The organism is Pseudoxanthomonas sp. P4_B2 (genome assembly GCF_056402315.1).
The window spans coordinates 950,922-974,096 of the sequence record NZ_JBFUHQ010000001.1; the positions used below are offsets into that span (position 1 = coordinate 950,922).

Annotated in this window: 14 protein-coding genes; 4 read left to right on the forward strand and 10 right to left on the reverse strand. The window is 63.2% G+C overall.

Going from position 1 to position 23,175, the window contains the following annotated elements; all coding sequences use genetic code 11:
- From epmA to AC1DTQ_RS04225, 5 genes are all read right to left on the reverse strand, one after another.
- Entirely contained in the window at nucleotides 1–984 is a 984-nt protein-coding gene (epmA, locus tag AC1DTQ_RS04205) for an EF-P lysine aminoacylase EpmA (RefSeq protein ID WP_477848229.1), read from the reverse strand.
- Nucleotides 981–3,320 (reverse strand): NAD-dependent DNA ligase LigA, encoded by a 2,340-nt coding sequence (gene ligA / locus AC1DTQ_RS04210; protein WP_477848231.1) that lies wholly within the window; start codon nucleotides 3,318–3,320, stop codon nucleotides 981–983. Before ligA ends, epmA begins: the two co-directional genes overlap by 4 nt.
- A 147-nt stretch (nucleotides 3,321–3,467) precedes the next feature.
- Nucleotides 3,468–4,193 (reverse strand): cell division protein ZipA, encoded by a 726-nt coding sequence (gene zipA / locus AC1DTQ_RS04215; protein ID WP_477848233.1) that lies wholly within the window; start codon nucleotides 4,191–4,193, stop codon nucleotides 3,468–3,470.
- A 140-nt stretch (nucleotides 4,194–4,333) separates the two neighbouring features.
- Nucleotides 4,334–7,837, reverse strand: a complete 3,504-nt coding sequence (gene smc / locus AC1DTQ_RS04220) for a chromosome segregation protein SMC (protein WP_477848234.1) — start codon at nucleotides 7,835–7,837, stop codon at nucleotides 4,334–4,336.
- Between the two features lie 287 nt (nucleotides 7,838–8,124).
- Nucleotides 8,125–9,225 carry an ABC transporter ATP-binding protein gene (locus AC1DTQ_RS04225; RefSeq protein ID WP_477848360.1) on the reverse strand — a complete coding sequence of 367 codons (1,101 nt, stop codon included), beginning with the start codon at nucleotides 9,223–9,225 and terminating at the stop codon, nucleotides 8,125–8,127.
- A 226-nt stretch (nucleotides 9,226–9,451) separates the two neighbouring features.
- On the opposite strand from AC1DTQ_RS04225, the gene AC1DTQ_RS04230 reads away from it, so the two are divergent.
- The 4 genes from AC1DTQ_RS04230 to AC1DTQ_RS04245 all read left to right on the forward strand — a co-directional run bounded on the left by AC1DTQ_RS04230 (nucleotide 9,452) and on the right by AC1DTQ_RS04245 (nucleotide 14,894).
- The gene (locus tag AC1DTQ_RS04230) at nucleotides 9,452–10,813 is read left to right on the forward strand and encodes a GH1 family beta-glucosidase (protein ID WP_477848235.1); all 1,362 of its coding nucleotides are present in this window, start codon (nucleotides 9,452–9,454) and stop codon (nucleotides 10,811–10,813) included.
- A 49-nt stretch (nucleotides 10,814–10,862) separates the two neighbouring features.
- The gene (glk, locus tag AC1DTQ_RS04235) at nucleotides 10,863–11,912 is read left to right on the forward strand and encodes a glucokinase (RefSeq protein ID WP_477848237.1); all 1,050 of its coding nucleotides are present in this window, start codon (nucleotides 10,863–10,865) and stop codon (nucleotides 11,910–11,912) included.
- Between the two features lie 236 nt (nucleotides 11,913–12,148).
- Nucleotides 12,149–14,062 (forward strand): phosphogluconate dehydratase, encoded by a 1,914-nt coding sequence (edd, locus tag AC1DTQ_RS04240; protein WP_477848239.1) that lies wholly within the window; start codon nucleotides 12,149–12,151, stop codon nucleotides 14,060–14,062.
- 172 nt (nucleotides 14,063–14,234) lie between these two features.
- A complete protein-coding gene (locus AC1DTQ_RS04245) occupies nucleotides 14,235–14,894 on the forward strand; it encodes a bifunctional 4-hydroxy-2-oxoglutarate aldolase/2-dehydro-3-deoxy-phosphogluconate aldolase (protein WP_477848241.1) in 660 nt (219 codons plus the stop codon).
- A 96-nt stretch (nucleotides 14,895–14,990) separates the two neighbouring features.
- Here AC1DTQ_RS04245 and AC1DTQ_RS04250 read toward each other — a convergent pair whose 3' ends face one another.
- The 5 genes from AC1DTQ_RS04250 to AC1DTQ_RS04270 form a co-directional block, all read right to left on the reverse strand.
- Entirely contained in the window at nucleotides 14,991–18,191 is a 3,201-nt protein-coding gene (locus AC1DTQ_RS04250; RefSeq protein ID WP_477848243.1) for a discoidin domain-containing protein, read from the reverse strand.
- Nucleotides 18,192–18,319: 128 nt separating this feature from the next.
- Complete coding sequence (locus AC1DTQ_RS04255; RefSeq protein ID WP_477848245.1) at nucleotides 18,320–19,144, reverse strand: carbohydrate ABC transporter permease; 825 nt, start codon at nucleotides 19,142–19,144, stop codon at nucleotides 18,320–18,322.
- A complete protein-coding gene (locus AC1DTQ_RS04260; RefSeq protein ID WP_477848247.1) occupies nucleotides 19,141–20,019 on the reverse strand; it encodes a carbohydrate ABC transporter permease in 879 nt (292 codons plus the stop codon). The genes AC1DTQ_RS04255 and AC1DTQ_RS04260 overlap by 4 nt, the downstream gene beginning before the upstream one ends.
- Nucleotides 20,016–21,296: a sugar ABC transporter substrate-binding protein gene (locus tag AC1DTQ_RS04265; RefSeq protein ID WP_477848249.1), complete on the reverse strand. Its 1,281-nt coding sequence runs from the start codon at nucleotides 21,294–21,296 to the stop codon at nucleotides 20,016–20,018. The genes AC1DTQ_RS04260 and AC1DTQ_RS04265 overlap by 4 nt, the downstream gene beginning before the upstream one ends.
- 206 nt (nucleotides 21,297–21,502) lie before the next feature.
- The gene (locus AC1DTQ_RS04270; RefSeq protein WP_477848251.1) at nucleotides 21,503–23,119 is read right to left on the reverse strand and encodes a glucoamylase family protein; all 1,617 of its coding nucleotides are present in this window, start codon (nucleotides 23,117–23,119) and stop codon (nucleotides 21,503–21,505) included.
- Between the last annotated feature and the right edge of the window lie 56 nt (nucleotides 23,120–23,175).

A 23,175-nucleotide genomic window follows, 5' to 3' on the forward strand; every position in this document is an offset into this window, starting at 1 on the left:
TCAGGCTTCCCTAAATCGGAAAGCCAGCACGTCGGCAATGCGGTCGGTGCCCATCATGGCCATGAGCAATCTGTCCACGCCCAGCGCCACTCCCGCGCACGCAGGCAGCCCACCGGCCATGGCGTCGAGCAGGCGTTCGTCCACTGGCGGCAGCGACGCGATCCTGGACTCGCGCACCGACAGATCGCGCATGAAACGCTGGCGTTGCTCGGTCGCGTCGATCAGTTCGTGGTATCCGTTGGCCAACTCGTGACTGCCCAAGTACAACTCGAAACGTTCGGCCAGCGGTGGATCGCCGGGGCGTATTCTCGCCAGCGCGCATTGCGAAGCGGGCCAGTCGCGAACTACGGTAATACGGTCCGCCGGAAACGCGGGCTGCAGCAGATGCGTGATCAGCAGATCCAGCCAGTCGTCGCGCGTCAGCCCCTCTGCGTCGATGGTGTGCGCGGACAAAGGCGCGCGCAGTTGCTCATCGGAAGCGGTGAACGGATCCAGACCGAGCCCTTGTTGGAACAGCTCGCGGTAAGTGCAGGAAACCACTTCGGCTTCGCGGCGAATCAGGCCCAGCGCGCGCTGCACCAGTTGTACGGTTTCTTCGATTAGTTGCAGGTGATCCCAGCCCAGGCGATACCACTCGAGCATGGTGAACTCGGGGTTGTGGCGTCCGCCGGCCTCGCCGTTACGGAATACGCGGCCCAGCTCATAGCAGTCGCCCACACCGGCGGCGAGCAGACGTTTCAGCGGGTACTCGGGCGACGTGCGCATCCAGCGCGTGCGCGCGCCCGCTTCGGAGTGCCCGGTGAAGTGGGTGGTGAAGCTTTCGATATTGGGTTCGGTGTTACCGGCCTCGGACAGGATGGGCGTCTCCACCTCCAACACGTCACGTTCGGCGAAATACAGCCGGAACAGCGCGTTGACCGCCGCGCGTAGGCGCAGCGCATCCAGATTGACGGTGGACGTGGCGCGCCGCGTCTTTTGCGTCATGAATGCTTTGCCAGGAAATCCAACAACCTCTGCTCATCCCATACCTCGACCCCGAGTTCCTCGGCTTTGGCAAGCTTGGATCCCGCCGCCTCGCCCGCTACCACCAGGCTGGTCTTCTTGGACACGCTGCCCGCGACTTTGGCGCCCAGCGCTTCGAGTTTTTCCCCGGCTTCGTCGCGGCTCATCGAGGACAGGCTGCCGGTCAAGACCACGGTCTTGCCATCCAGCGGCCCTACGACGACTTTCTCCGTCTTCGGGACTGCGGCCAACAACCGGTCGATGGCATCGCTACCCTGCAGCAACAGACTCGCGTTGTCCGCAACCTCGAGCCACGTCGCCAGCGCATTGGCGGATTCGGAAGGCAAGCCGGCGCTTACGAACTGATGCGCAGGCGCATCCACCAGCGCCTGCGCAGTGCCGAAGGCGTTGCCGAGCTGTTCGGCACGGATGCGGGTCACCTTGGGGATTTCCAGGTCCACCAGCAATGTGGCCAGGTCCAGTCCTTCGCGAAGTTTCGCCGTCGGCGGATGCGTTTCGGAAATCTTCACCCCGCGCGCCAGCAGCTCATCGACAACCTGCTGGTTGCCGGGTTGGTCCAGGAAATGGCCGATGGACCGCGCGACTTCGCCGCCGACATCCGGGACATGCTTGAACAAGGGCCATGGCAGGCGACGGATCACTTGCAGATCGCCGAACCATGCCGCCAACGCCTTGGCGGTGCTTTCGCCGACGTGCTGAATGCCGAGGGCGAACAGGAATCTCTCCAGCGTGGTGTTGCGGCTGCGATCGATGGCCTCGATCAGGTTCTCCGCCCATTTGGTGGCGACCTTCCCGGCCTTTACCGTCTCTGGCGTGGTGCCGTCGCGCTCGTCTGCGCGACGTTTCATTTCCAGCAGGTCTTCCAACGTCAGCTTGTACAGGTCCGCCACCGATTGCAGGTAACCCAGGTCGGACAGAGCCTCGATGAAACGGTCGCCCAGGCCGTCGACGTCCATTGCCCGTCGTGAGGCGAAATGACGGATGGCTTCCTTGCGCTGTGCCGGACAACTCAACTCGCCCGAACAACGCCAGGCGGCTTCGCCTTCCTCGCGCACGATCTCCGAGCCGCAGATGGGGCAAGCCGCAGGCATCTTCCACGGTTTGGCGCCTTTCGGCCGTTGCTCCAACATCACGCTGACCACTTCCGGGATCACGTCGCCGGCGCGGCGCACGATCACCGTATCGCCCACGCGCACGTCCAGGCGCGCGATCTGGTCGGCGTTGTGCAAGGTCGCGTTGGTGACGACCACGCCGGCGACCTGTACAGGCTTCAGCCGCGCGACTGGCGTGGCCGCACCGGTGCGGCCGATCTGGATCTCAATGGCCTCGACCGTGGTGGACTGTTCCTGCGCAGGGAACTTGTGCGCGATCGCCCAGCGCGGCGCGCGCGAGACGAAACCCATCTCGCGTTGGCCGTCGTTGTCGTCCAGCTTGTAGACCACGCCGTCGATGTCGAAGGCCAGCGCATCGCGTTTGCCGCCGATCCGCCCGTAGTAGTCGAGCAGGCCTTGGGCGCCCTCGACCACTTTCGATTCCGAGCTGACCGGAAATCCCCATTCGCGCAGCTGCTTGAGCGTGGCCGAATGCGTGTCCGGCAACGCACCGCCCTCGACCAAGCCGACGCCATAGGCGAAGAAAGCCAGCGGACGCTGCGCGGTCAGGCGCGGGTCGAGTTGGCGCAGCGATCCCGCGGCGCCGTTGCGCGGATTGGCCAGCACTTTGCCGCCGTGCAGACGCGCCTGTTCGTTGTATTTCTCGAAAGCGGCGCGCGGCATGTACACCTCGCCGCGCACTTCGAGGACCGCGGGCCAGCCTTTTCCGCGCAGGCGCAGCGGAATGGCTTTCACCGTGCGCAGATTGGCGGTGACGTCCTCGCCACTGGCGCCGTCGCCGCGGGTGGCGCCCTGCACGAAGCGGCCTTTTTCGTAACGAAGGCTGATGGCGAGACCGTCGAGTTTCGGTTCGGCCGAAAATTCTAGCACTGGGCGCTTCAGTTTCTCCTCGATGCGGCGCACGAAGTCGCGCACCTCGGCTTCACTGAAGGCATTGCCCAGCGAAAGCATCGGAATGGCATGGCGGACTTCGGCGAACTTCGAGGAGGGTGCGTTGCCGACGCGCTGGGTCGGAGAATCGGGCGTCACCAGTTCCGGATGGGCGGCTTCCAGTTCGTCCAGCTCGCGCAGCAGCCGATCGTATTCGGCGTCCGGAATATTGGGTTCGTCGAGGACGTGGTAGCGGTGATTGGCGTCTTCGAGTTGTTGGCGGAGTTTGGCAGCGCGAGAAGAAGCAGTAGTCATGAGATGGTGGCTTTCAAACCCTTCTCCCGCCGGAAGAAGGTGGCGCGTAGCGCCGGATGAGGGTACGGCGGAGTCAGCGTCGTCGGAACCATCATGACTTCGCCGGACCCTCACCCCAACCCCTCTCCCACTGGAGAGGGGCTTCAATCACCAACGCGGCGACTTGGTCAGCGGTGGCGCTTCGTGCTGGCGGTCGTAGGCGCGCAGTTCCTCGCGGATATGCATGATGCGCTGGCGCCCCAGCGCGTTGCGGCTGTCGTCCAGGACCACGCCATCCAGCAGCTCGGCCATGCGCTGCACATTGGGCAGCAGCTTCTCCCAGGCGTCCAGCGCGGTCAGCGGCGCCGGCAGCGTGAGGAAGAAAGCGATGGCCGGCGTTTCCAGTTCGCGGATGTTGGCCATGTCGAAACTGCCGGGCTGCAGGATGTTGGCCATGCTGAAAATAGGCCCTCGCTCGGGATGGTTCTCGACTAGGCGGTGGAACACGTTCATGTGGCCGAAGGTCAGGCCGGTTTTTTCGGCGGCCACGACGATGTCCTCGCCGCGCAAGGTGTGGCCGGCGCGGGCGGCGACGTAGAGCGACACGATCTTGTCGAAATCCTGGCTGGGGCGCTTGCCCAGGTCGGTTTCGATGGCGCCGCCGGGCAGACCCAGCTCCGGCTGGGAAACCGCATCGCTGCTGTAGTCCAGCCCCGAGCCGTCCGCGGAAAGATCCCCAGCCAGGCTGGGCTCCGTGCGCGCGCCATCGCGTTCGCCGGGCTCGAGACGTTTGCCCTGCTTCGATTTCTTGGGACGGCCGAAGAAGACGATCGCCACGATCAGCAGCACGCCTGCGATCAGGATGCCGATTCTAAGCAAGGCCATGTCGGACATTTATCTGTTTCTCCGCGCGGGGGTCGCTGAGGGGATCGTGCTTGTCAAAGCCGTGCTTATCAAGGTCGTGCTTTTCAGGGTCGTGCTTTTCAGAGTCCCGTTTGCAAGGGTCGTGCCGCCCAAGGCGATGTTGCCCAAAATCAGGCGGCTCCGGCCAGGCGTGCGGCCTCTTCCAAGTCCACCGAGACCAGACGGCTGACGCCAGGCTCCCGCATGGTAACGCCACTGAGCTGGTGTGCGGCTTCCATGGTCGATTTGTTGTGGCTGACAAACAGGAACTGCACCTTCTCGCTCATCTCCTTGACCATCGCCGTAAAACGACCGACGTTGGCTTCGTCCAGCGGGGCGTCGACCTCGTCCAGCAGGCAGAACGGTGCGGGATTGAGCTGGAAGATGGCGAATACCAGCGCCACCGCGGTCATCGCCTTCTCGCCGCCCGAGAGCAGCGAGATGTTGGAGACGCGCTTGCCGGGGGGGCGGGCCATGATCGCCACGCCGGTGTCCAACAGATCCTCGCCGGTCAGCTCCAGGTAGGCGTGACCGCCGCCGAACAGGCGCGGATAAAGTTCCTGCACGCCCGAATTCACCCGATCGAAAGTGTCCTTGAAGCGGCCGCGGGTCTCGCGGTCGATCTTACGGATGGCTTCTTCCAGGGTTTCCAGCGCCGAGGTCAGGTCGGCGTTCTGCGCCTCCAGGTATTCGGAGCGCTGCGAGGCTTCGCCGTACTCGTGGATCGCGGCCAGGTTGACCGGCTCCAGGCGACGCATCTTGCCGTCGATGCTGCCCACCGCCTGCTCCCAGTCGGCCACGGCGGCGACTTCGGGCAGGCTGTTGATGACGTCTTCCAGCACGAATCCCGCTTTGACCACGGCGCCCGAGAGTTGCTCGGCCTTCAAGCTCAGCGCCTGCTGATCCAGCTTGCGCTGCGAAATCACTTCGCGCTGAGTCAGCGACTGTTCGTCGCGCTGGTGGCGCACTTGCTCGAAGTTGCGCAGGTCGTTGTCGATGCCTTCCAGTGCCGCGCGCGCTTCGCCCAACTGGCGATCCGCCAGCACGCGCTGCTCCAGCGCGGCCTGGCGTTCGTTTTCCAGCGATTCGACCGGCGAATCGCCGGCGCTCAGCTGCGAGGAAAGTTCGCCCAGGCGCGAATCGAGCTGGCCGCGCTGGCCGCTCATGCGTTCCAGGGCCTGGCTTAAGGCCACGATCTGGGTGCGCTGGGATTCCAGGGTCAGCGCCAGCGCGTGGGCGGTGTCGCGGGAATTTCGGGCCGCGTCGCGGGCGGCATCGCGTGCTTCGGCCAACTGGCGGCGCTCGGCATCCAGCGACTGCCGCGTGGTTTCCAGTTCGGCCATGCGGTTGATGGCGTCTTCAAGCTTGGAACGCGCCTCACGGGCCTGTTCGCGGCTGTTGTCGAGAGTTTCATGCAGCTGCAGCAGTTCGCCGTCGATGCGGTCGATGCGGTTGCGTGCGGACTCGACCTTGCCCTGTTGGCTCTGCAGCTGGCCGGCGAGTTCGGAAACGCCGCGGTGGGCGATGTAGAGCGCGCGCTGGGCGTCCTCGCGATGCTGTTCGGCGGCGAGCAGCTGATCGCGGAAGCTGGTCAGCAACTGGTCGAGTTCGGCTTCGCGCTTCTGCAGCGCTTCGATTTCCACGCGCAGCGATTGGATGTCGCGCTCGCGCAGCAAGGCGCCCTGCTTGGCCGCACCGGAACGCAGCACGCGCACCCAGCCGGCGCCCATGCGTTCGCCACTGCGGGTGATGACCGAGTCGCCCTCGCCCAGTTGCGGCAGCAGGCGGCGGGCTTCGGCCAGATCCTCGGCGACATGTAGGCGCGCCAGCAAGCGACGGATCGCCAGCGGACCCTGCACTTTCGCCGCGAGCGAAGTCGGCGCGAAGGTAGAACCGTCGTCGTCGGAGGACACCAGTGCGATCCGGCCTTCGCCGAGTTCGCCCAGCGCTTCGACCAGCGCTTCGGGGGCATCGACGAGAACGCCCTCGATCAGCTGGCCGAGCGCGCCTTCGACTGCGTTTTCCCAACCCGATTCGACGGTCAGCCTTTCGCCGACGCGGGCGGCAGAATCGAGTCCGCGCGATTTGAGCCACGCCACCGCCGCGCCCTGCTCCTGGCCCAACGCAGCGTGCTGCAGGGTTTCCAGCGAAGACAGGCGGCCGCGCGCGGCCTGGGTGTTCTTGCGGACTTCCGCTAGTTCAGACTGCGCGCTGCGCTGCTGTTCCTGCAGTGCGCCGACGGCCTGCTTGCGGGTTTCCAAATCGGTATTCAGCCCGTCCAGCGACGCCTTCTGGGTTTCGTGCTGCAGCTGGGCCTGTTCGAAAGTCGCGGCTAGCGCGTCCAGATCCAGCCCGCTGCGTTCGCTAGTCAGGATTTCGCGACGGCGCTCGGCTTCCAGCGACTGCTTGTCCAAATAGTCGACACGGGTGCGCTCGACTTCACCGGCGCGAGCGGCTTCGGAGGACTCGCGACTGTGGCCTTCCCAGCGCTGCTGCCAGTCGGATAGCTTGGTCTCCGCTTCGCGCAGGGCTTCCTGCTTGTACTGGTCGTCTTCCTGCAACTGCGCCAGTTGCGGCTCGGCCTCGGCCACGGATTCGCGCAGCACCGCCAGCTTGGTCTCGTCGCCGCTGATGTGCTGGCCGAGTTCGGAGAGCGCACTCTGCGCTTCGTCGCGGGCCTTCTGCAGGCGCTCACCGAGCTCGCGCTGGTGCTGGATCTGCTGTTCGATACGGGCCAACGCGCTGCCGACCTGGTAGACCTCGCCCTGCGCCTTGTTCAATGCGTCGCTGGCCGATTCGCGGCCGGCGCGGCCGGTTTCCAACTGGCGCTCGGCTTCGCGCTGTTCGGCGATCAACTGCTGCAGCTTGGTCTCTTCTTGCGACAGGCCTTCGCGCAGCTTCTGCAGTTCGCCGTCCAGGCCGCGGTATTCCAGCGCCTTCCACTCGGCGTCCTTGATCTTTCGTTCTTCCTGCAGCGCCTGGTATTGCTCGGCCTGGCGGGCCTGGCGCTTGAGGTGCTCCAACTGCTTGGTGATCTCTTCGCGCAGGTCGCCCAGGCGGTCGAGGTTTTCGCGGGTGTGGCGGATGCGGGTTTCGGTTTCCTTGCGGCGCTCTTTGTATTTGGAGATGCCGGCCGCTTCTTCCAGATAGATGCGCAGGTCTTCCGGGCGCGCCTCGATGATCTGGCTGATCATGCCCTGCTCGATGATCGAGTAGCTGCGCGGGCCCAGACCGGTGCCCAGGAACAAGTCGGTGATGTCGCGGCGGCGGCACTTGGTGCCGTTGAGATAGTAATTACTGGTGCCGTCGCGACTGACCAGGCGTTTGACGGAGATTTCGTTGAAGGCGGCGAATTCGCCGGCGATGGTGTGGTCGCTGTTGTCGAAGATCAGTTCGACCGTGGCCTGCGAGACGGGCTTGCGCGCAGCCGAACCGGAGAAGATCACGTCGGTCAGCGAATCGCCACGCAGACGGCTGGCCGAACTCTCGCCCATTACCCAGCGCACGGCGTCGATGATGTTGGATTTGCCGCAGCCGTTAGGACCGACCACACCGGTCATGTTGGTGGGCAGATGCAGGGTGGTCGGATCGACGAAGGATTTGAAACCGGACAGCTTGATGGTGGAAAGGCGCATGCGGCGGTTGCTTCCGGGCATCGCGGCCGGACCGGCCGGCGCGCTGCCACATTTAGTAATCGGGATTATGTTTCGACGCCAAATTATTGATTTAACTGGCGAAGGTGGTCTGCGAACAAAGCACCAACCAGGGAGTATAACGGGCTGCAGGGCGGGAGCGCTTCCCGCCGCAAGCTGCCGCCTTGTAGCGCCGAGCTCGCTCGGCTGCTCTTGGTTTAAGGGTGGCAAGGCAGCCGAGCAAGCTCGGCGCTACGAAACCCGCCGAACCGGGCTGCTTCAGGCGCCCGCTACGCCGGCTCGACGCGGATTCCGCTTTCCGGATCGAAGTAATGCATGCGTTCCGAGACGTAGCCCAGATGGACCTGGCCTCCGACTGCCGGCAGGTCGTAGGGCGGCAGGCGGATCACCAGATCGCAGCCGCCGCAGCCCAGATTGAGGAAGGCTTCGTTGCCCACCGGCTCGACTACTTCCACCTTCGCCGGCAAGCGATCCGCCCCCGGCGGCCCCAGGTGCATGTCTTCAGGCCGCAGTCCTATCGTCAACTGTTTGCCGACATAGGTCTGCAATACCGCTTCCATGGCGGGTTGCGGTTGCAACAGCAACTCAACGCCCTCGGCGATGACCAGACGCAAGCCGTCGCGTTGCTGCAGTTCGCCCCATAGCAGGTTCATTTTCGGGCTGCCTATGAAAGTGGCCACGAAGACGTTGGCTGGCTTCTGGTACAGCGCCATCGGCGTATCGATCTGCTGCACTTCGCCGTCTTTCATCACCACGATGCGCTGGCCCAAGGTCATCGCTTCGACTTGGTCATGGGTGACGTAGATCATGGTCGTGCCCAGTTGCCGGTGCAGGCGGGCTATCTCGGTGCGTACCGAATGTCGCAGCTTGGCATCCAGGTTGGAGAGCGGCTCGTCCAACAGGAACACTGAAGGTTCGCGCACCAGCGCTCGGCCCAGCGCCACGCGCTGCCGCTGGCCGCCCGACATCTGCCCAGGCAACTTGTCCATCATGGGCGTCAGGCCCAGCGTCTCGGCTGCCGCCGCAACTCGTCTCTCGATAGTGGCTTTGTCGTGCTTGCGCAGCTTCAGGCCGAAGGCGAGGTTCTCGGCCACGGTCATGTGCGGATACAGCGCATAGCTCTGGAACACCATGGCGATATCCCGGTCCTTCGGCGCCACTTCATTGACCACGCGCTCGCCGATGGAAAGCGTACCGGCGGTGATGTCTTCCAAGCCGGCGATCATCCGCAACAAGGTCGACTTGCCGCAGCCCGACGGTCCGACCAGCACCATCAGTTCGCCGTCGGCGACTTCGAAACTGGCGCCGTGCACGGCCACCTGGCCGTTGTCGTATATCTTGCGGACGCTATCTAATTGAACGCTGGCCATCATCTCTCCGGCGATGAAGTTCTGACTGTCGCCGGCCCTCCCGGTGACTGCTGGCATGCATCCCGATTGCCGCGTGCGGCAATCGGGATGCAGTTGGCTTTATTTCTATTTCAGCCCTCTGACCGGTTCCGCTGACCGAAGGCTTGCGGTATTCTGCCATGTAACCGTTTTCACAACGCAATATCCCGAATCCTATTGATACATCTACGACACCGCCGGAGGGGCCATGTCGAATATTTACCAGTTCCCGGACGATTTCGTTTGGGGAAGCGCCACCGCTGCCTATCAGATCGAAGGCTCCCCGCTCGCCGATGGCGCCGGCCCCAGCATCTGGCAGCGCTTCGCCCATACGCCGGGCCGCATGCTCAATAACGACACCGGCGACATAGCCTGCGACCATTACAACCGCTGGCGCGAAGACATCGCGATCATGAAAGAGTTGGGCATGCAGGCCTACCGCTTCAGCATTTCCTGGAGCCGGGTGCTGCCGGAGGGCAAGGGCCGCGTCAACCAGAAAGGCGTGGACTTCTACGAACGTTTGGTCGACACGCTGCTGGAGAACGACATCCAGCCTGTCGCCACTCTCTTCCACTGGGACCTGCCCGCCGCGCTGGACGACCAGGGCGGCTGGTTGAACCGCGATATCGCCGGCTGGTTCGCCGATTACGGCCGTTTGATGTTCGGGCGCCTGGACGGCCGCATCAAGCGCTGGGCCACGCTCAACGAACCGTGGGTGGTCACCGATGGCGGTTATCTGCACGGCGCGTTGGCGCCGGGCCACCGCAACCGTTTCGAAGCGCCCATCGCCTCGCACAACCTGATGCGCGCGCATGGCGCGGCAGTGAAAGCCTACCGCGAAGTCGGCAAGCACGAGATCGGCCTGGTGGTGAACATCGAGCCCAAGTATTCGGCCAGCGATAGCGCCGAAGATCTCGCTGCGACCCGTCGCGCCGAGGCCTACATGAACCGCCAATACCTGGACCCGGCGTTCTTCGGCACCTATCCGGAAGAGCTGCGCGAAATCTTCGGCGAAGCCTGGCCCGAGTGGTCGCAGGACGACATGGACCTGATCAAGCAGCCGCTGGATTTCATCGGCGTCAACTACTACACCCGCAACGTGGCCAAGCACGACGAACTGAATTGGCCGCTGAAGGTCGCACCGGTCCGACAGAACCAGCATACGTATACAGAAACCGGCTGGGAGGTATTCCCGCAGGGCCTGACCGACACGCTGGTGTGGGTGAAAGAACGCTATGGCAACCCCAAGGTTTTCATCACGGAGAACGGCGCGGCCTTCTTCGATCCGCCCAAATCAGAGAACGGACGCGTGCGCGATCCCTTGCGACTCAGCTACTTGCGCCAACATTTGCGCGCAGTGCACGCGGCGATCGAGGCGGGTTGCGACATCGGCGGCTACTTCGTGTGGTCGCTGCTGGACAACCTTGAATGGTCGTTGGGCTATTCCAAACGGTTCGGTATTGTCCACGTGGACTTCGAAACCCAGACCCGCACACCGAAGGACAGCGCACGCTATTATGCGAAAGTTGTCGCCACTCACGGCGCAGCGCTGAGCAACGAGGACGACTGAGTCGGATGCCGCGGAATACTCTTTGTAACCATCGCCTGAAGTACTCCGCATGACCGCCACGCCCCCTGCTTCCGCAGAGCGTGCTTCTGCAGAGCCGGCTTCTACAGAGCCGGCTTCTACCGAGCGTGTACTGCTGGCCGATATCGGCGGCACCAACGCGCGCTTCGCGCTGGCCGATACCTCGCTGGAAACGCCGCTCATCGTCGATAGCGTTGGGGAATTCGCGGTCGCGGATTTCCCTTCGCTCGCCGATGCCGCCCAGCATTACCTGGACAAGACCGGCGCGATCGCGCAGAACGGTGTATTCGCAGTGGCCGGCCGCGTCGATGGCGACGAGGCTCGCATCACCAACCATCCCTGGGTCATCTCGCTTTCGCGTACGCGCAGCGCGTTGGGTTTCGACGACATCAAGCTCGTCAACGATTTCGCCGCGCAGGCGATGGCGGTGTCGTTGCTGACTCCGGCCGATGTGGTGCCGATCGGCGGCGCACGCTGGTCGCCGGCGCCCGCATCGGTGAACAAGACCTACGCCGTCATAGGCCCGGGTACCGGGCTGGGCGTAGGCGGCCTGATCGTGCGCGACGGTCGGCGCTATCCGCTGGAAACCGAAGGCGGCCACGTCAGTTTTCCGCCTGGCACGCCGGAAGAGATCGAAATACTCGAGAAATTGTCCGCACAGTTCGGCCGCGTTTCCAACGAGCGCCTGATCTGCGGGCCCGGCCTGGTCAACCTGCATCGCGCCCTGAGCGAGATCGCGGGCGAAGATCCTGGCCCGATGCAACCGGCCGACATCACCGCACGCGCTGCGGCGGGCGATCGGCGCTGCATGCGCACCCTGGATGTTTTCTGCGCGGTGTTCGGGGCCATCGCCGGCGACCTGGTGCTGAGTGCCGGCGCCTGGGACGGCGTATTCCTCACCGGTGGACTGGTGCCCAAGCTGCTGTCGTCGCTGCAGCATTCCGGCTTCCGCCAGCGCTTCGAACACAAGGGCCGCTTCTCGCCCGCCATGTCGCGCGTGCCCACCTTGGCTGTCGTGCACCCGCGCCCTGGACTACTGGGCGCGGCCGCCTTCGCGGTGGAAAGCTTCGGCAAGAAATAACCTTGCCATCCTGCGCATAAAGGCTGGTGTGAAGTGGTATTTGACTGGCATTCAAAATACCCAAGAAACGAAATGCCAGAACGGCTAAACTCAGTCGGGCGGAGCGCTTTCCCAGACCCATCCAAATAATTGGTATTGTTGTGGTCTGCTAGCGGAAAGGTCCTGCTCTGTATCCGCCGGCCTTCAGTGGCAGCGGATCTTCGTTCCCTGCCCCTTCCGCAGACCCAGCCTCCGCCATGACCCTGCACCCAAGACTCCACGAAATCACCGAACGCATCCGCAAGCGCAGCGCCGATTCGCGGCGCGCCTACTTGGCCGGCATCGACGCCGCCCACCGCGAAGGCCCTAACCGCACGCGTTTGAGCTGCGGCAATCTGGCCCACGCCTTCGCCGCTTCCGGCAAGACCGACAAAGGTCGGTTGCGCGCCGATATCACCCCCAATCTAGGTATCATCAACGCCTACAACGACATGCTGTCGGCACATCAGCCGTTCGAGCATTACCCGGAGATCGTGCGCCAGGTCGCCCGCGAGCTCGGCGCCACCGCGCAGGTGGCCGGCGGCGTGCCTGCCATGTGCGACGGTGTCACCCAGGGCCGTCCGGGCATGGAACTGTCGCTGTTCTCACGCGACAACATCGCCCAGGCCACCGCCATCTCGCTGAGCCACGACATGTTCGACGCGGCCCTGTACCTGGGCGTCTGCGACAAGATCGTGCCCGGCCTGCTGATCGGCGCCCTCGCCTTCGGTCACCTGCCGGCGATGTTCGTGCCCGCCGGCCCGATGACGCCGGGTATTCCGAACAAGCAGAAAGCCGAGGTCCGCGAGCGCTATGCCGCCGGCGAAGCGAGCCGCGAAGAACTGCTGGAAGTGGAAGCGGCTTCGTATCACGCCGCCGGTACCTGCACTTTCTACGGCACCGCCAATTCCAACCAGGTATTGCTGGAAGCGATGGGCCTGCAACTCCCGGGCACTTCCTTCGTCAATCCGGGCACGCCGCTGCGCGATGCGCTGACCCGCGCCTCCACCGAACGCGCCTTGCGCATCACCGCCCTGGGCAACGACTATCGCCCCATCGGCCACCTGATCGACGAGCGCGCCATCGTCAACGCCATGGTCGCGCTGATGGCCACCGGTGGTTCCACCAACCACACCATCCATTGGATCGCCGTCGCGCGCGCCGCCGGCGTCGTGCTGACCTGGGATGACATGGACGAGCTTTCCCAGATCGTGCCGCTGCTGGCGCGCGTGTATCCGAACGGCGACGCCGACGTGAATCGTTTCGCGGCGGCGGGCGGCACCCAGTTCGTGTTCCGCGAACTGATCGATGCCGGCCTGATGCATGGTGATATCGCTACGGTCGTCGCCGGCGGCATGCGCGCCTTCTGCGATGAGCCGCGACTGACCGAGGGCAAACTGGACTACACGCCGGGCGTGGCCAAGAGTGCGGACGAAGCGGTGGTGCGACCTGTCAGCGACGCCTTCGACCCGCACGGCGGCCTGCGCCTGCTGCGCGGCAATCTGGGCCGTTCGCTGATGAAGATTTCGGCGGTGAAGTCCGAATACCATCGCATCGAAGCGCCGGCCGTGGTTATCGATGATCCACGCGCACTGAACAAACTGCATGCCGCGGGCGTACTTCCGCAGGATTTCATTGCGGTGGTCCGCTATCAGGGCCCGCGTGCCAACGGCATGCCGGAGCTGCATTCGCTCGCGCCGCTGCTGGGCCTGCTGCAGAACCAGGGCCGGCGCGTGGCGCTGGTCACCGACGGCCGTCTTTCCGGCGCTTCCGGCAAAATTCCCGCCGCGATCCACCTCACGCCCGAAGCGGCGCGTGGCGGCCCGATCGGAAAACTGCGCGAAGGCGACATGATCCGTCTCGACGCCGAAGCCGGCACCCTCGAAGTCCTCATCGATGCGGACGAGTGGAATGCCCGCACGCACGCACCCAATACCGCGCCCGCCGCGCAGGACCTTGGCCGCAACCTGTTCGCCTGGAGCCGCAATCTGGTGACTCCCGCCGACCAGGGCGCGTTGTCGATTTCCTGTGGCCCGCCGTCGCCTGAAGGTGGTTGGGAATACGACGCGGAATATGAACTTGGACACGATCATGCTGCTGCTGCGGCACCGCATGAGGCTAAAGACGCCTGAGTTTTCCCTTCTTCCATCGGCGCCCGAAGGGTGTGCAAGGCTGAGAAGGTGCCCGAAGGGCGGATGAGGGTACGGCGAAGTCCATGATGTTTGCACCACCCTCACTCCGCCGTACCCTCACCCCAACCCCTCTCCCGATGGGAGAGGGGCTCGATCTCTGGAATCAATCACGATGACCATCACTCAACACCAGCAAAAAGCCGAACAACTCCTCCGTGCCGCCGGCATCCTGCCCGTAGTCACCGTGCATACGCTGGACGAAGCCCGCAAGGTCTCTGCGGCGCTGCTCAAAGGCGGCCTGCCGGCGATCGAGCTGACCCTGCGTACGCCGGTGGCGATGGAAGCGCTGGCGATGCTGAAAAGAGAATTACCCGATATCGTGATCGGCGCCGGTACCGTGCTGACCATCGAGCAGATGGAGCAATCCATCGCGGCCGGCGCCGACTTTCTGGTCACGCCAGGCACGCCTTCGGAAATGGCCGACGCCCTGGCAAAAGCGCCGATCCCCGTCGTCCCCGGTGCGGCAACGCCGACCGAACTGCTGTCGCTGATGGCCCGCGGTTTCCGCGTGTGCAAGCTGTTCCCTGCGAGCGCAGTGGGCGGCCTGGCGATGTTGAAAGGCTTGGCTGGCCCGCTCTCGGACCTGAAGATCTGCCCTACCGGTGGCATTACCGAAGACAACGCTGCCGACTATCTGTCGCAGCCCAACGTGGTCTGCATCGGCGGATCGTGGATGGTGCCGAAGAATTGGATCGAAGCCGGCGAATGGGACAAGATTGCGGACAGTTCGACGAAGGCTGCTGCCATCGTGGCGAAGGTGCGTAGAGGCTGAACGTAGGAGGCGTAGGAGCGACGTAAGTCGCGAATACATCTTCTTGTCGGCGATCCTTCGCTATTTACGTCGCTCCTACGACAGACAACCGATTTTTTAGGGCGTCTCGGCGATCACGCGTGCGGGCACAGTCAGCACACGCAATTCACCGTCCTTCCACTCCGCGAGCTGTCCGTTGACGGTCGTTCGTCCGGGTGCGTTCGGGTACGGCCAAGGCAGCACCAGTCCGCCCGCAGGCGCATTCAGGCCCGCCTCGATCTCCAGCTCCAACTTGCCACCTGCACGGCGCAACGAGTAACCCAGCTTGCCTTGCGGCGTGCGCAGGTCGCGGATCGCGATGCCCTTTCCTTCCAGCCAGTCGGCCGGAATGCCCGCCGCCAGCACGATGCTGTCGTCCAATTCGCGCGTATAGGCGAACATGTCCAGCGCCGAGCGCACGAAATCCGAGGCCACCCACGCATGCGGAAGATCGCCGACGAAGAACGGCGTGCGCGGCGTGCGCGACACGACTTCCGCCCACTGGTTCCAGGGCTGCGGCGCACGATCTTTGAAGAAGAACTGCACGGCGTCCCAGGCCCGCTCGCGCCAACCCAGGCGCACGAAGGCGGCGACGTTGCGCCATTCGTAGGGCGTGTAGTCCTTCCACTCGCGCATGCCATTGCTGCGTTTCTCGAACTCGTTCCAATAGCGTTCGAAGGTCGCATCCAGCAATTGCTTCGGCATCCTGCCCTGCTCGCCGCCCGGCGCCAGACCGATGGTGGTCGAGGTGGGATCGAAATCGCCCAGCTCCGCCGAACCCGGCAGGAAATCGATATCGTGCTGACGCACCGCGGCCTGGAAAGAAAGGTACAAGTCTTCTTGAAACTGGTCGCGCGAAGCTGCGAAGCGCTTGGCTTCTTCGTCCTTGCCCAGCCAACGGGCCACGTCCACCGCATCCTTGTAGCCGCGCAGCGCCCAGAAATTGTCCCAATACGAATGCACCGGTTTGGCCGAATAGCCTTCGTGGCTGATCGACACCGGCATCATTCCATAAAAGGCCGGGTTGAGTGCACGGTTGGCCTCGGTGCGCTCGCTCAGGCGCAACTTCTCCATGTACTCGTATGCGCCCAGCACATGCGGCCACATCTCTTCCAGGAACTGCTCGTCGCCGTCGTAGCGGTACAGCTCGGCGATGTTGAAGATCAGTTCGCCATGGCTGTCATTTTCCGGCACCGGGTCGCTGCCGCGGTCGTCCACGCAGCACGGCACCATGCCGTCCTTGAACTGGTACGGCGCATAGAATTCGACATAGTCGCGCACCACTTCCTCACGGCCCATGCGCAACAGACCTTCGGAAATCATCGCCCCGTCGCGGATCCAACTGCGTGCATAGGAACGCGTGCCCGGTTGCAGGCGCGGACCGATGCGCGAGATCAGCATGTGCGCGGTGGCGGTGCGCAGGGTGTCGACCAGTGCCTGGCCTTGCGACGGAACTTCGATCCGCACCTGATCCAGTTTTTCGCGCCACTGCGCAGCGACTCGTTCCTGAGCAGCACCGGCGTCGAAATCGGTGGTGATGACGTGGTCGTAAGCGATGCCGCCTTCCAACGGCACCAGCCACGCTATTTCACGGCTTGCCCCGGGCGCCAGCTTGATCCGGTACAACAACGCACCGGAAGCCATCCCCGTCGTATCCTCATTCACTGCGGCCAGCTTAGTATCTTTCGCACCCCAGAGATCCCCGCTCGCCTGCAACCGCTGGGCGATCATGCCCGCATCGAAGGGCGTCGCCAGCATCCCATCGGCAGGCTCGACGGCGTGCACGATCTTGTGCTGCAGAGTCTCGGGCCGGTCGGTATCGTCGTTGATCCAGAGATGAGTCGGCGTCAGCTGCAGCTTGCTGATCGGACTGATGCCGCCGGGAGTGTTGAGGAACTGGCTGGGCGGATTGACCTGCCAGGGCTGCACGGCCAAGGCCAGCACGTAGTCGCGCGTGCGCTTGCCGGTGTTCGTCAGCCGGTAACGACCCACCAATCTTGCGTCGCCCGCCTCGCCTTCGGCAAACGCGGTCACGCGCAAGTCGAAATCGGCATGCTTCCAGTCGACGCTTGGAATCGGCAAATAACCGTCCTGCAAGGACTGGCTCAGTTCGACATCGGCCCAGGTGACCAGCTTGCCGTCGACCAGCACCATCGGCGCGATGCTGGGCGCACCCTTGCCCAGCTCGATCGCGCCGTCTTCGCCGATCAGGCCTTGCTCGTGACCCCCGTCGATGCCGACGATGGTCCAGTACGGCTGCTCGCCGACGAAGCTGCGTGGAAACCAGCCACGCGGGCTGTCGCCGGCAACGGATTTGATGAAATCGTTGGGTGTCGCTGCGAACTCCAACGGCTCCACTATCGCCTCGGCCAATCCAAACGACTTGCCAGGACCGGCCGCCACGCTCAGGCGCAGGTAACGCGATTCCGACTCGGGCAGCGCAAGGTAGTCGCTACCGCCGTCACCACCTACCACCGTGCGTACGTCGCGCCAACGCGTGCCGTCGTCGGAGAGCTGCAACAGGTAGTCGGAGGCGAATTCGTCTTCTTTCCACACCAATTTCAGGCCGCCGAACTCGCGCGACTTACTCAGGTCCAGGGTCAGTTGCGGCGGCGTCGCGACGGCGAAGTCCGCATACCAGGCCGTCTCCGGATTGCCATCCACGGCATTGCCGGCCACGCCACTGCCGTTGGCCACCGACGCGCTGGCCGTAGCAGCGAGAGGCGAACGGTCTTCCGGCGCCAACGCGGTGAAGGTCAGCTCGTCGAAGCACACCGACCCCTTACCGCCCTCATTGTTGTAGACGGTGTATTCGAGCTTTGCGCTCTTGCGCAGGACACGGTCGGGATCGGGTCCCCAAGCCTTGTCGATATGCCGCTTCTGGTAGCGCACGCCGGTCCATTCTTGCGGGTATTCGTATCGTGGCTTGTTGACCCACCACACGTTGTCGCCACTGGCATCGGTGAGCTTGAACTGCAGGTCGTTGGCGGGCGAATCGCCACGCAGCTGGAAGTCGAAGCGATAGTTCTGCGGATATTCCAACGGCAAGGCACGCTGGATTCCCGCGTAGCCGGAGACGCCGTGATAGTCGTAGTCCAGGCACAGCGCTTTGCCTTGCGCGCCTTCGACCTGGCGGAGAGCGGCGGTGACCTGGTTGGAGGTGACTACGCGCCAGATAGTGGGGTCGCTGAAGTCGTCTAAGACACGTGACTTGCTTTGCGCATTTGCGTCGGCAGCGACCAGGGCCAAAAGAACTATCGCACAAACAATCTTCGTCATTCCCGCGAAGGCGGGAACCCAGTGACTTTCGCTCTTACATGACGAAACGAACCAAGCAAAGTCGCTGGGTTCCCGCCTTCGCGGGAATGACGATTCAATGTTATCGCGCGTCATCCAGCTACTCTCGCTCATCCTTTTACGCTCCCCAGCAACAGACCCTGGATGTAGTAGCGCTGCAACACCAGGAACAACAACAACACCGGCAGGATGGTCACTACCGAGCCGGCCATCATCAATTCGTAGTCCATCACGTGTTCGCGCGATAGCGAGGCCAGCGCTACCGGCAGCGTCTGCAGGCTCTCATCGCTCAACACGATCAACGGCCACATGAAATCGTTCCAGGCGCCGAGGAAGCTGAAGATGGCCAGCGTCACCAGGATCGGTTTCAGCGCCGGCAGCACGATCTGGAAGAAGATCCGCCATTCGCCGGCGCCATCGATGCGCGCAGCTTCCAGCAATTCGTCGGGAATGGTGCGCGCGTACTGACGTACCAGGTAGATGCCGAAAATCGCGGCCATCCCCGGCACGATGGCTCCCATGTAGGTATTCACCAGCCCCATCTGCTTCAGCAGCAGGAACAACGGCATCATCGCTACCTGCGCCGGAATGACCAGCGCGGCCAGCAGCGCACGGAAGGTCCGGTCGCGGCCCTTGAAGCGCAGTTTCGCGAACGCGTATCCCGCCAGCGTGTTGAACAGCACCGACAACAGCATCACGCAAGTGGAGACGAGGAAGCTGTTGAATAGGAAGCGGCCCATGCCCGCGCGCACGAACAGTTCCCGATAGTTGGCGAAGGTGGCCTGCGACGGCAGCAGCGGCGGCGGAAAATGCCCCGCTTCGCCGGTCTGCATGAACGACACCGACAGCATCCACAGCAGCGGCGCCAGGCTAACGACGGCGACCACTACCAGAAGCCCATTCACGACCAGCGACGGGAGCAGGCGGCGCTTCATTCGACACCCTTACGGCGCGCGAACCACAGCAGTCCGCTGGTCGTCGCCACCATCAGTACGAACAATAGGAACGCGACGGCCGAAGCATTGCCCAGATTCCACCACTTGAAGCCTTCCTCGTACATCAGGTACAGCACGCTCTTGGTGCTCTCCAGCGGTCCGCCCTGGGTCATCACATAGGGTTCGGCGAACAACTGGAAATAACCGGCCATGGTCAGGATGCTCACCAGCAGCAGCACCGGCCCCAGCAGGGGCAGGGTCACATGGCGGAACTGTTTCCAGGTGCCGGCGCCGTCGATGCGCGCGGCTTCGTACAGGTCCTCGGGGATGCTCTGCAAACCAGCCAGGAAGATGATCATGTTGTAGCCAAAGTTCTTCCACACTGCGAACAGGATGATGGTCGGCATGGCCCAGTGCGGATCGCCCAGCCAGTCGATCGCATCGATACCAACGGACGACAGGCCCCAGTTCACCAGCCCGTACTTGGTGTGGAAGAGATAGCGCCAGATCACCGCCACCGCCACCACAGTGGTCACTACCGGCGCGAAGAACGCGGTGCGGAAGAAAGGCTTGAACCGCCCTGCCTTGGAATGCAACAGCAAGGCTGCGCCCAGCGACATCGCCACCGACAACGGCACGCCCACCACTACGAAGTACAGGGTGTTGCCCAGCGATTTCCAGAACAAGGGATTCTGCAACAGGCCCGCATAGTTGCCCAGGCCGACGAACCGCAGATTATTCAGGTCGGCGAGCGCATAAATATCGAAGTCGGTCAGGCTCAGCGCCAGCGCCGCGATCACCGGCAGGCCGAAGAACAAGCCGATCACGGTCAACGCCGGCGCCGCGAACATCCAGCCTGCGGTCGACGGTTTCATGGCGCGCCCTTGCCTTCCGCCTGGTCGAGCATCCAGCGTCTTTTTTCCAGAAACCTGTCCGCCCGTCTGTCCATCTCTTCGGCGGCTTCGTCTACGCTCATGCGGCCGTTGGCGACTTCCTCGCCTATCACCCGCATTTCCTGTGCGATACGTTCCCACTCCGGTACCTTGGGTGTGGGAACGGCACGCTCTAGTTGCTCGCGGAAGGCCTTCGCGTGCCGGTCGTTAGCCAGCGCAGAAGTCTGCCAGGGCGAACGCCGCGGCGGAAGATCGCCGGTCAACGCATGGAATTTCGCCTGCGTCTCGGGCAAGGACAAATACTGGATCAGCTTCCACGCCGCAGCCTTGTGTTGCGATTGACGGAAAACCACGAAGCTCGTGCCGTTGGCCAGCGATGCGCCCGGTCCATTCGGTCCCGGCAGCGGCATCGTCATCCAGTCGTCCTGCTGCTGTGGCGGCAAACGTTCCTTGAACTTGGCGATATTCCAGGGGCCGGAGATGTAGTACGAATAGAAGCCCTTGCCGAACTCATCCCATACGTTCGAAATCTGGTTATTGGTCACTACCGGTGCGAGCTTCTGGTCGAAGATCTCTTTGTAGAAGCCCAGCGCATGCTTGAAGCCCGCACTGCGGAAATTTCCGTAGCGCCCGCCCTCGCGCAATAGCGGTTCCGGTTCTTGGATCGCCAGGCTCAGCAATGGTTCGAACTCGTTCAACGGCAGCAGGATCGCGTAGCGCTCAGGACCCACTTTTCGCTTGACGGCGATCATGGCCGTCCGCCATTCGCTCCAGCTCTGCGGCACTTTGCCGACGCCGGCTTCCTTCAGCAGGTCGGTCCGGTAGAACGGCAATCGCGTTTCCACGTACCACGGCACCGCATAGATCTTTCCTTCCACCACGCCGCTGTCCCAAACACCGGGAAAGTAATCGGGGACATCGAAATCGCTGGCCGCCGCGATTTCTTCGTCCAGCGGATGCAATGCGTCCAGGGCGGCGAATTCCGGAATCCAGGTATTGCCGATGGGCGAAACGTCGGGGAGCGATTCACCGGCGAAGGCGGTCAGCAGCTTTTCGTGCGCCGATAGCCAGGGAAGCTGCTGCAGGTTGACCTTGATGCCGGGGTTGCGGCGCTCGAATTCCGGTATCAACTGGGCGACCACCTCACCTTCGTAACCCATGGCCCAGAACGTGACTACTTCGCGATCGTCGGTTTTGCGGCTGCAAGCCACACAGAGAGTAAGCAAGGCGGCGATTACAAGGAGTGTGCGCAAGGCCATGGTCGTCCGCAACCTCACACTCTCACTGTCATCCCAGCGAAAGCTGGGATCCATTTTGCTTTTGCTTCAAGGTCGTTCGATTCATGCAAAAGCGAAGGCAAAATGGATCCCAGCTTTCGCTGGGATGACGACGGTGGGTTGCATGACACGACCTGGAAACGGGCCGTGGTTCCATTCATTCTGTCTTGACTGGGCATTTAGACAGCTTACTGCGGCGGCTGCGGCCTTTGCGCAGCCTCTTCTTGCTGGCCGTCCGGATTGCCGCCGCGGGATTCCGCGGCACCTAATGCGCGCGCCGTAGCGGCCTTGGGATCGGCGGGAGCTTGAGCAGGCACAGGTTCGCCTTCTGGCGTAAGCCATCCGCCCTCGAATCCTGCGCGTTCCAGACCTTCGCGGATGTGCTCGTTCTTCTTCATCACGTTCCAGACGAATCCGTTGCGGTAGTTGGCGATCATGGTCAGGATCGGCCCCTGGTCGATGCCGATGTAATCGCTGGATACCCAGCCCTCGCCCGGCACCAGCCGCCCGGTCTTGAGCGGGATGTCGTAGTCGAAGCTGCGGTTGAACGAATCCAGGAAACCATAGCTGGAATAAATGTATTCGCCATAGCGATCGTGCATTTCCACCGTCGCGGGTATCACGATCTCGGGAGCGAAAGGCAATGAGGAGACGGCGGCGGTAGGAGCGATGGTGCCATCGTCGAAGTTCTCGCGCAGGCCGGCGCCGCGCGACGAGTAATGGCGGAACTCGCGCTGTTCGCCGCGGTAGTCCTGCAGGGTCTGTTGCGGGCCATCGCTGGCGGTCAGGCCCCACACGTTCTCGCTGTAGTCTTTCCATTTCATCGGATTGGAGATGGCGTACGAGCGCTGCGCCAGGGTGGCGCGGCGGCTGTTCTCGAAGTAATCGATGCCGCGTTCCCGCATGTAGTCGTCCTGGATGCCCTTGAAGTCGATCCAGACCTGGCTGTACTGGTGGCCGAACAAGGGACCGAAAGCCAGGAACTCCTGATCCTGATAGACGCCCCACACATCGTTGTAGGTGCGCGTCCACACTTCCCACGCGTCCGGGCTGACGGGGTGCGTAGGCGAGCCCAGCGCCAGGATGTAGACCATCATGGCTTCGTTGTAACCCGCCCAGTCGTGTTTGATGAAACCGCTCTCCGGATACCAGCCCATCGAAATCAGCGGTTTGTTCTGCTGCATCCAGTTCCAGTCCACGCGCCGATAAAGCTCTTCGGCGACATCGCGGATCTCCTTCTCGCGCGGCTCATCACGATCGTAATAGGACTGCGCGAACAGAACGCCCATCATCAGCAGCGTGGTATCAACGCTGGACAGCTCCACCCAGCTGTCGTAACGCTGGCCTTTCTGCATGTCCAGGAAGTGGTAATAGAAGCCCTTGTTGCCGCTCTTGCCCGTCCGCTGCGGTCCCTGCGGCATGTCGCGGAAGAATTTCAACGTCAATAAAGTGCGGTCCACCGCCTGATTGCGGCTGATCCAGTTGTTCTCGATGCCGATCGGATAAGCGGTCAACGCGAAACCGACCGAAGCGATGCTGGCGAACGGACGCGACGGGAATCGGTCGGGCGTAAGCCCATTCGCTTGATTGGTGGTGTCCCAGAAGAACTGGAAAGTGCGGCGCTCGATGTCGCGGAACAGCGGCGGAAGCTCCGGCTTGATATCCTTGGCGGGCACGGCCGCCACCGGCTTGTCCGCCGGTTTTGGCGCTGCAGCGGGCGGCGGTGCCTTATTGCACGCGCCCGCGAGAGCGATCAACGCGCCCAGTGCGATCGTGCGGCCAAGTTTCAAATTTCCTGAATTCATCTAGCGGTCCGTTGTAAACGTTTTCATTTTAGATCAAAGATCCGATCGCACGCTGA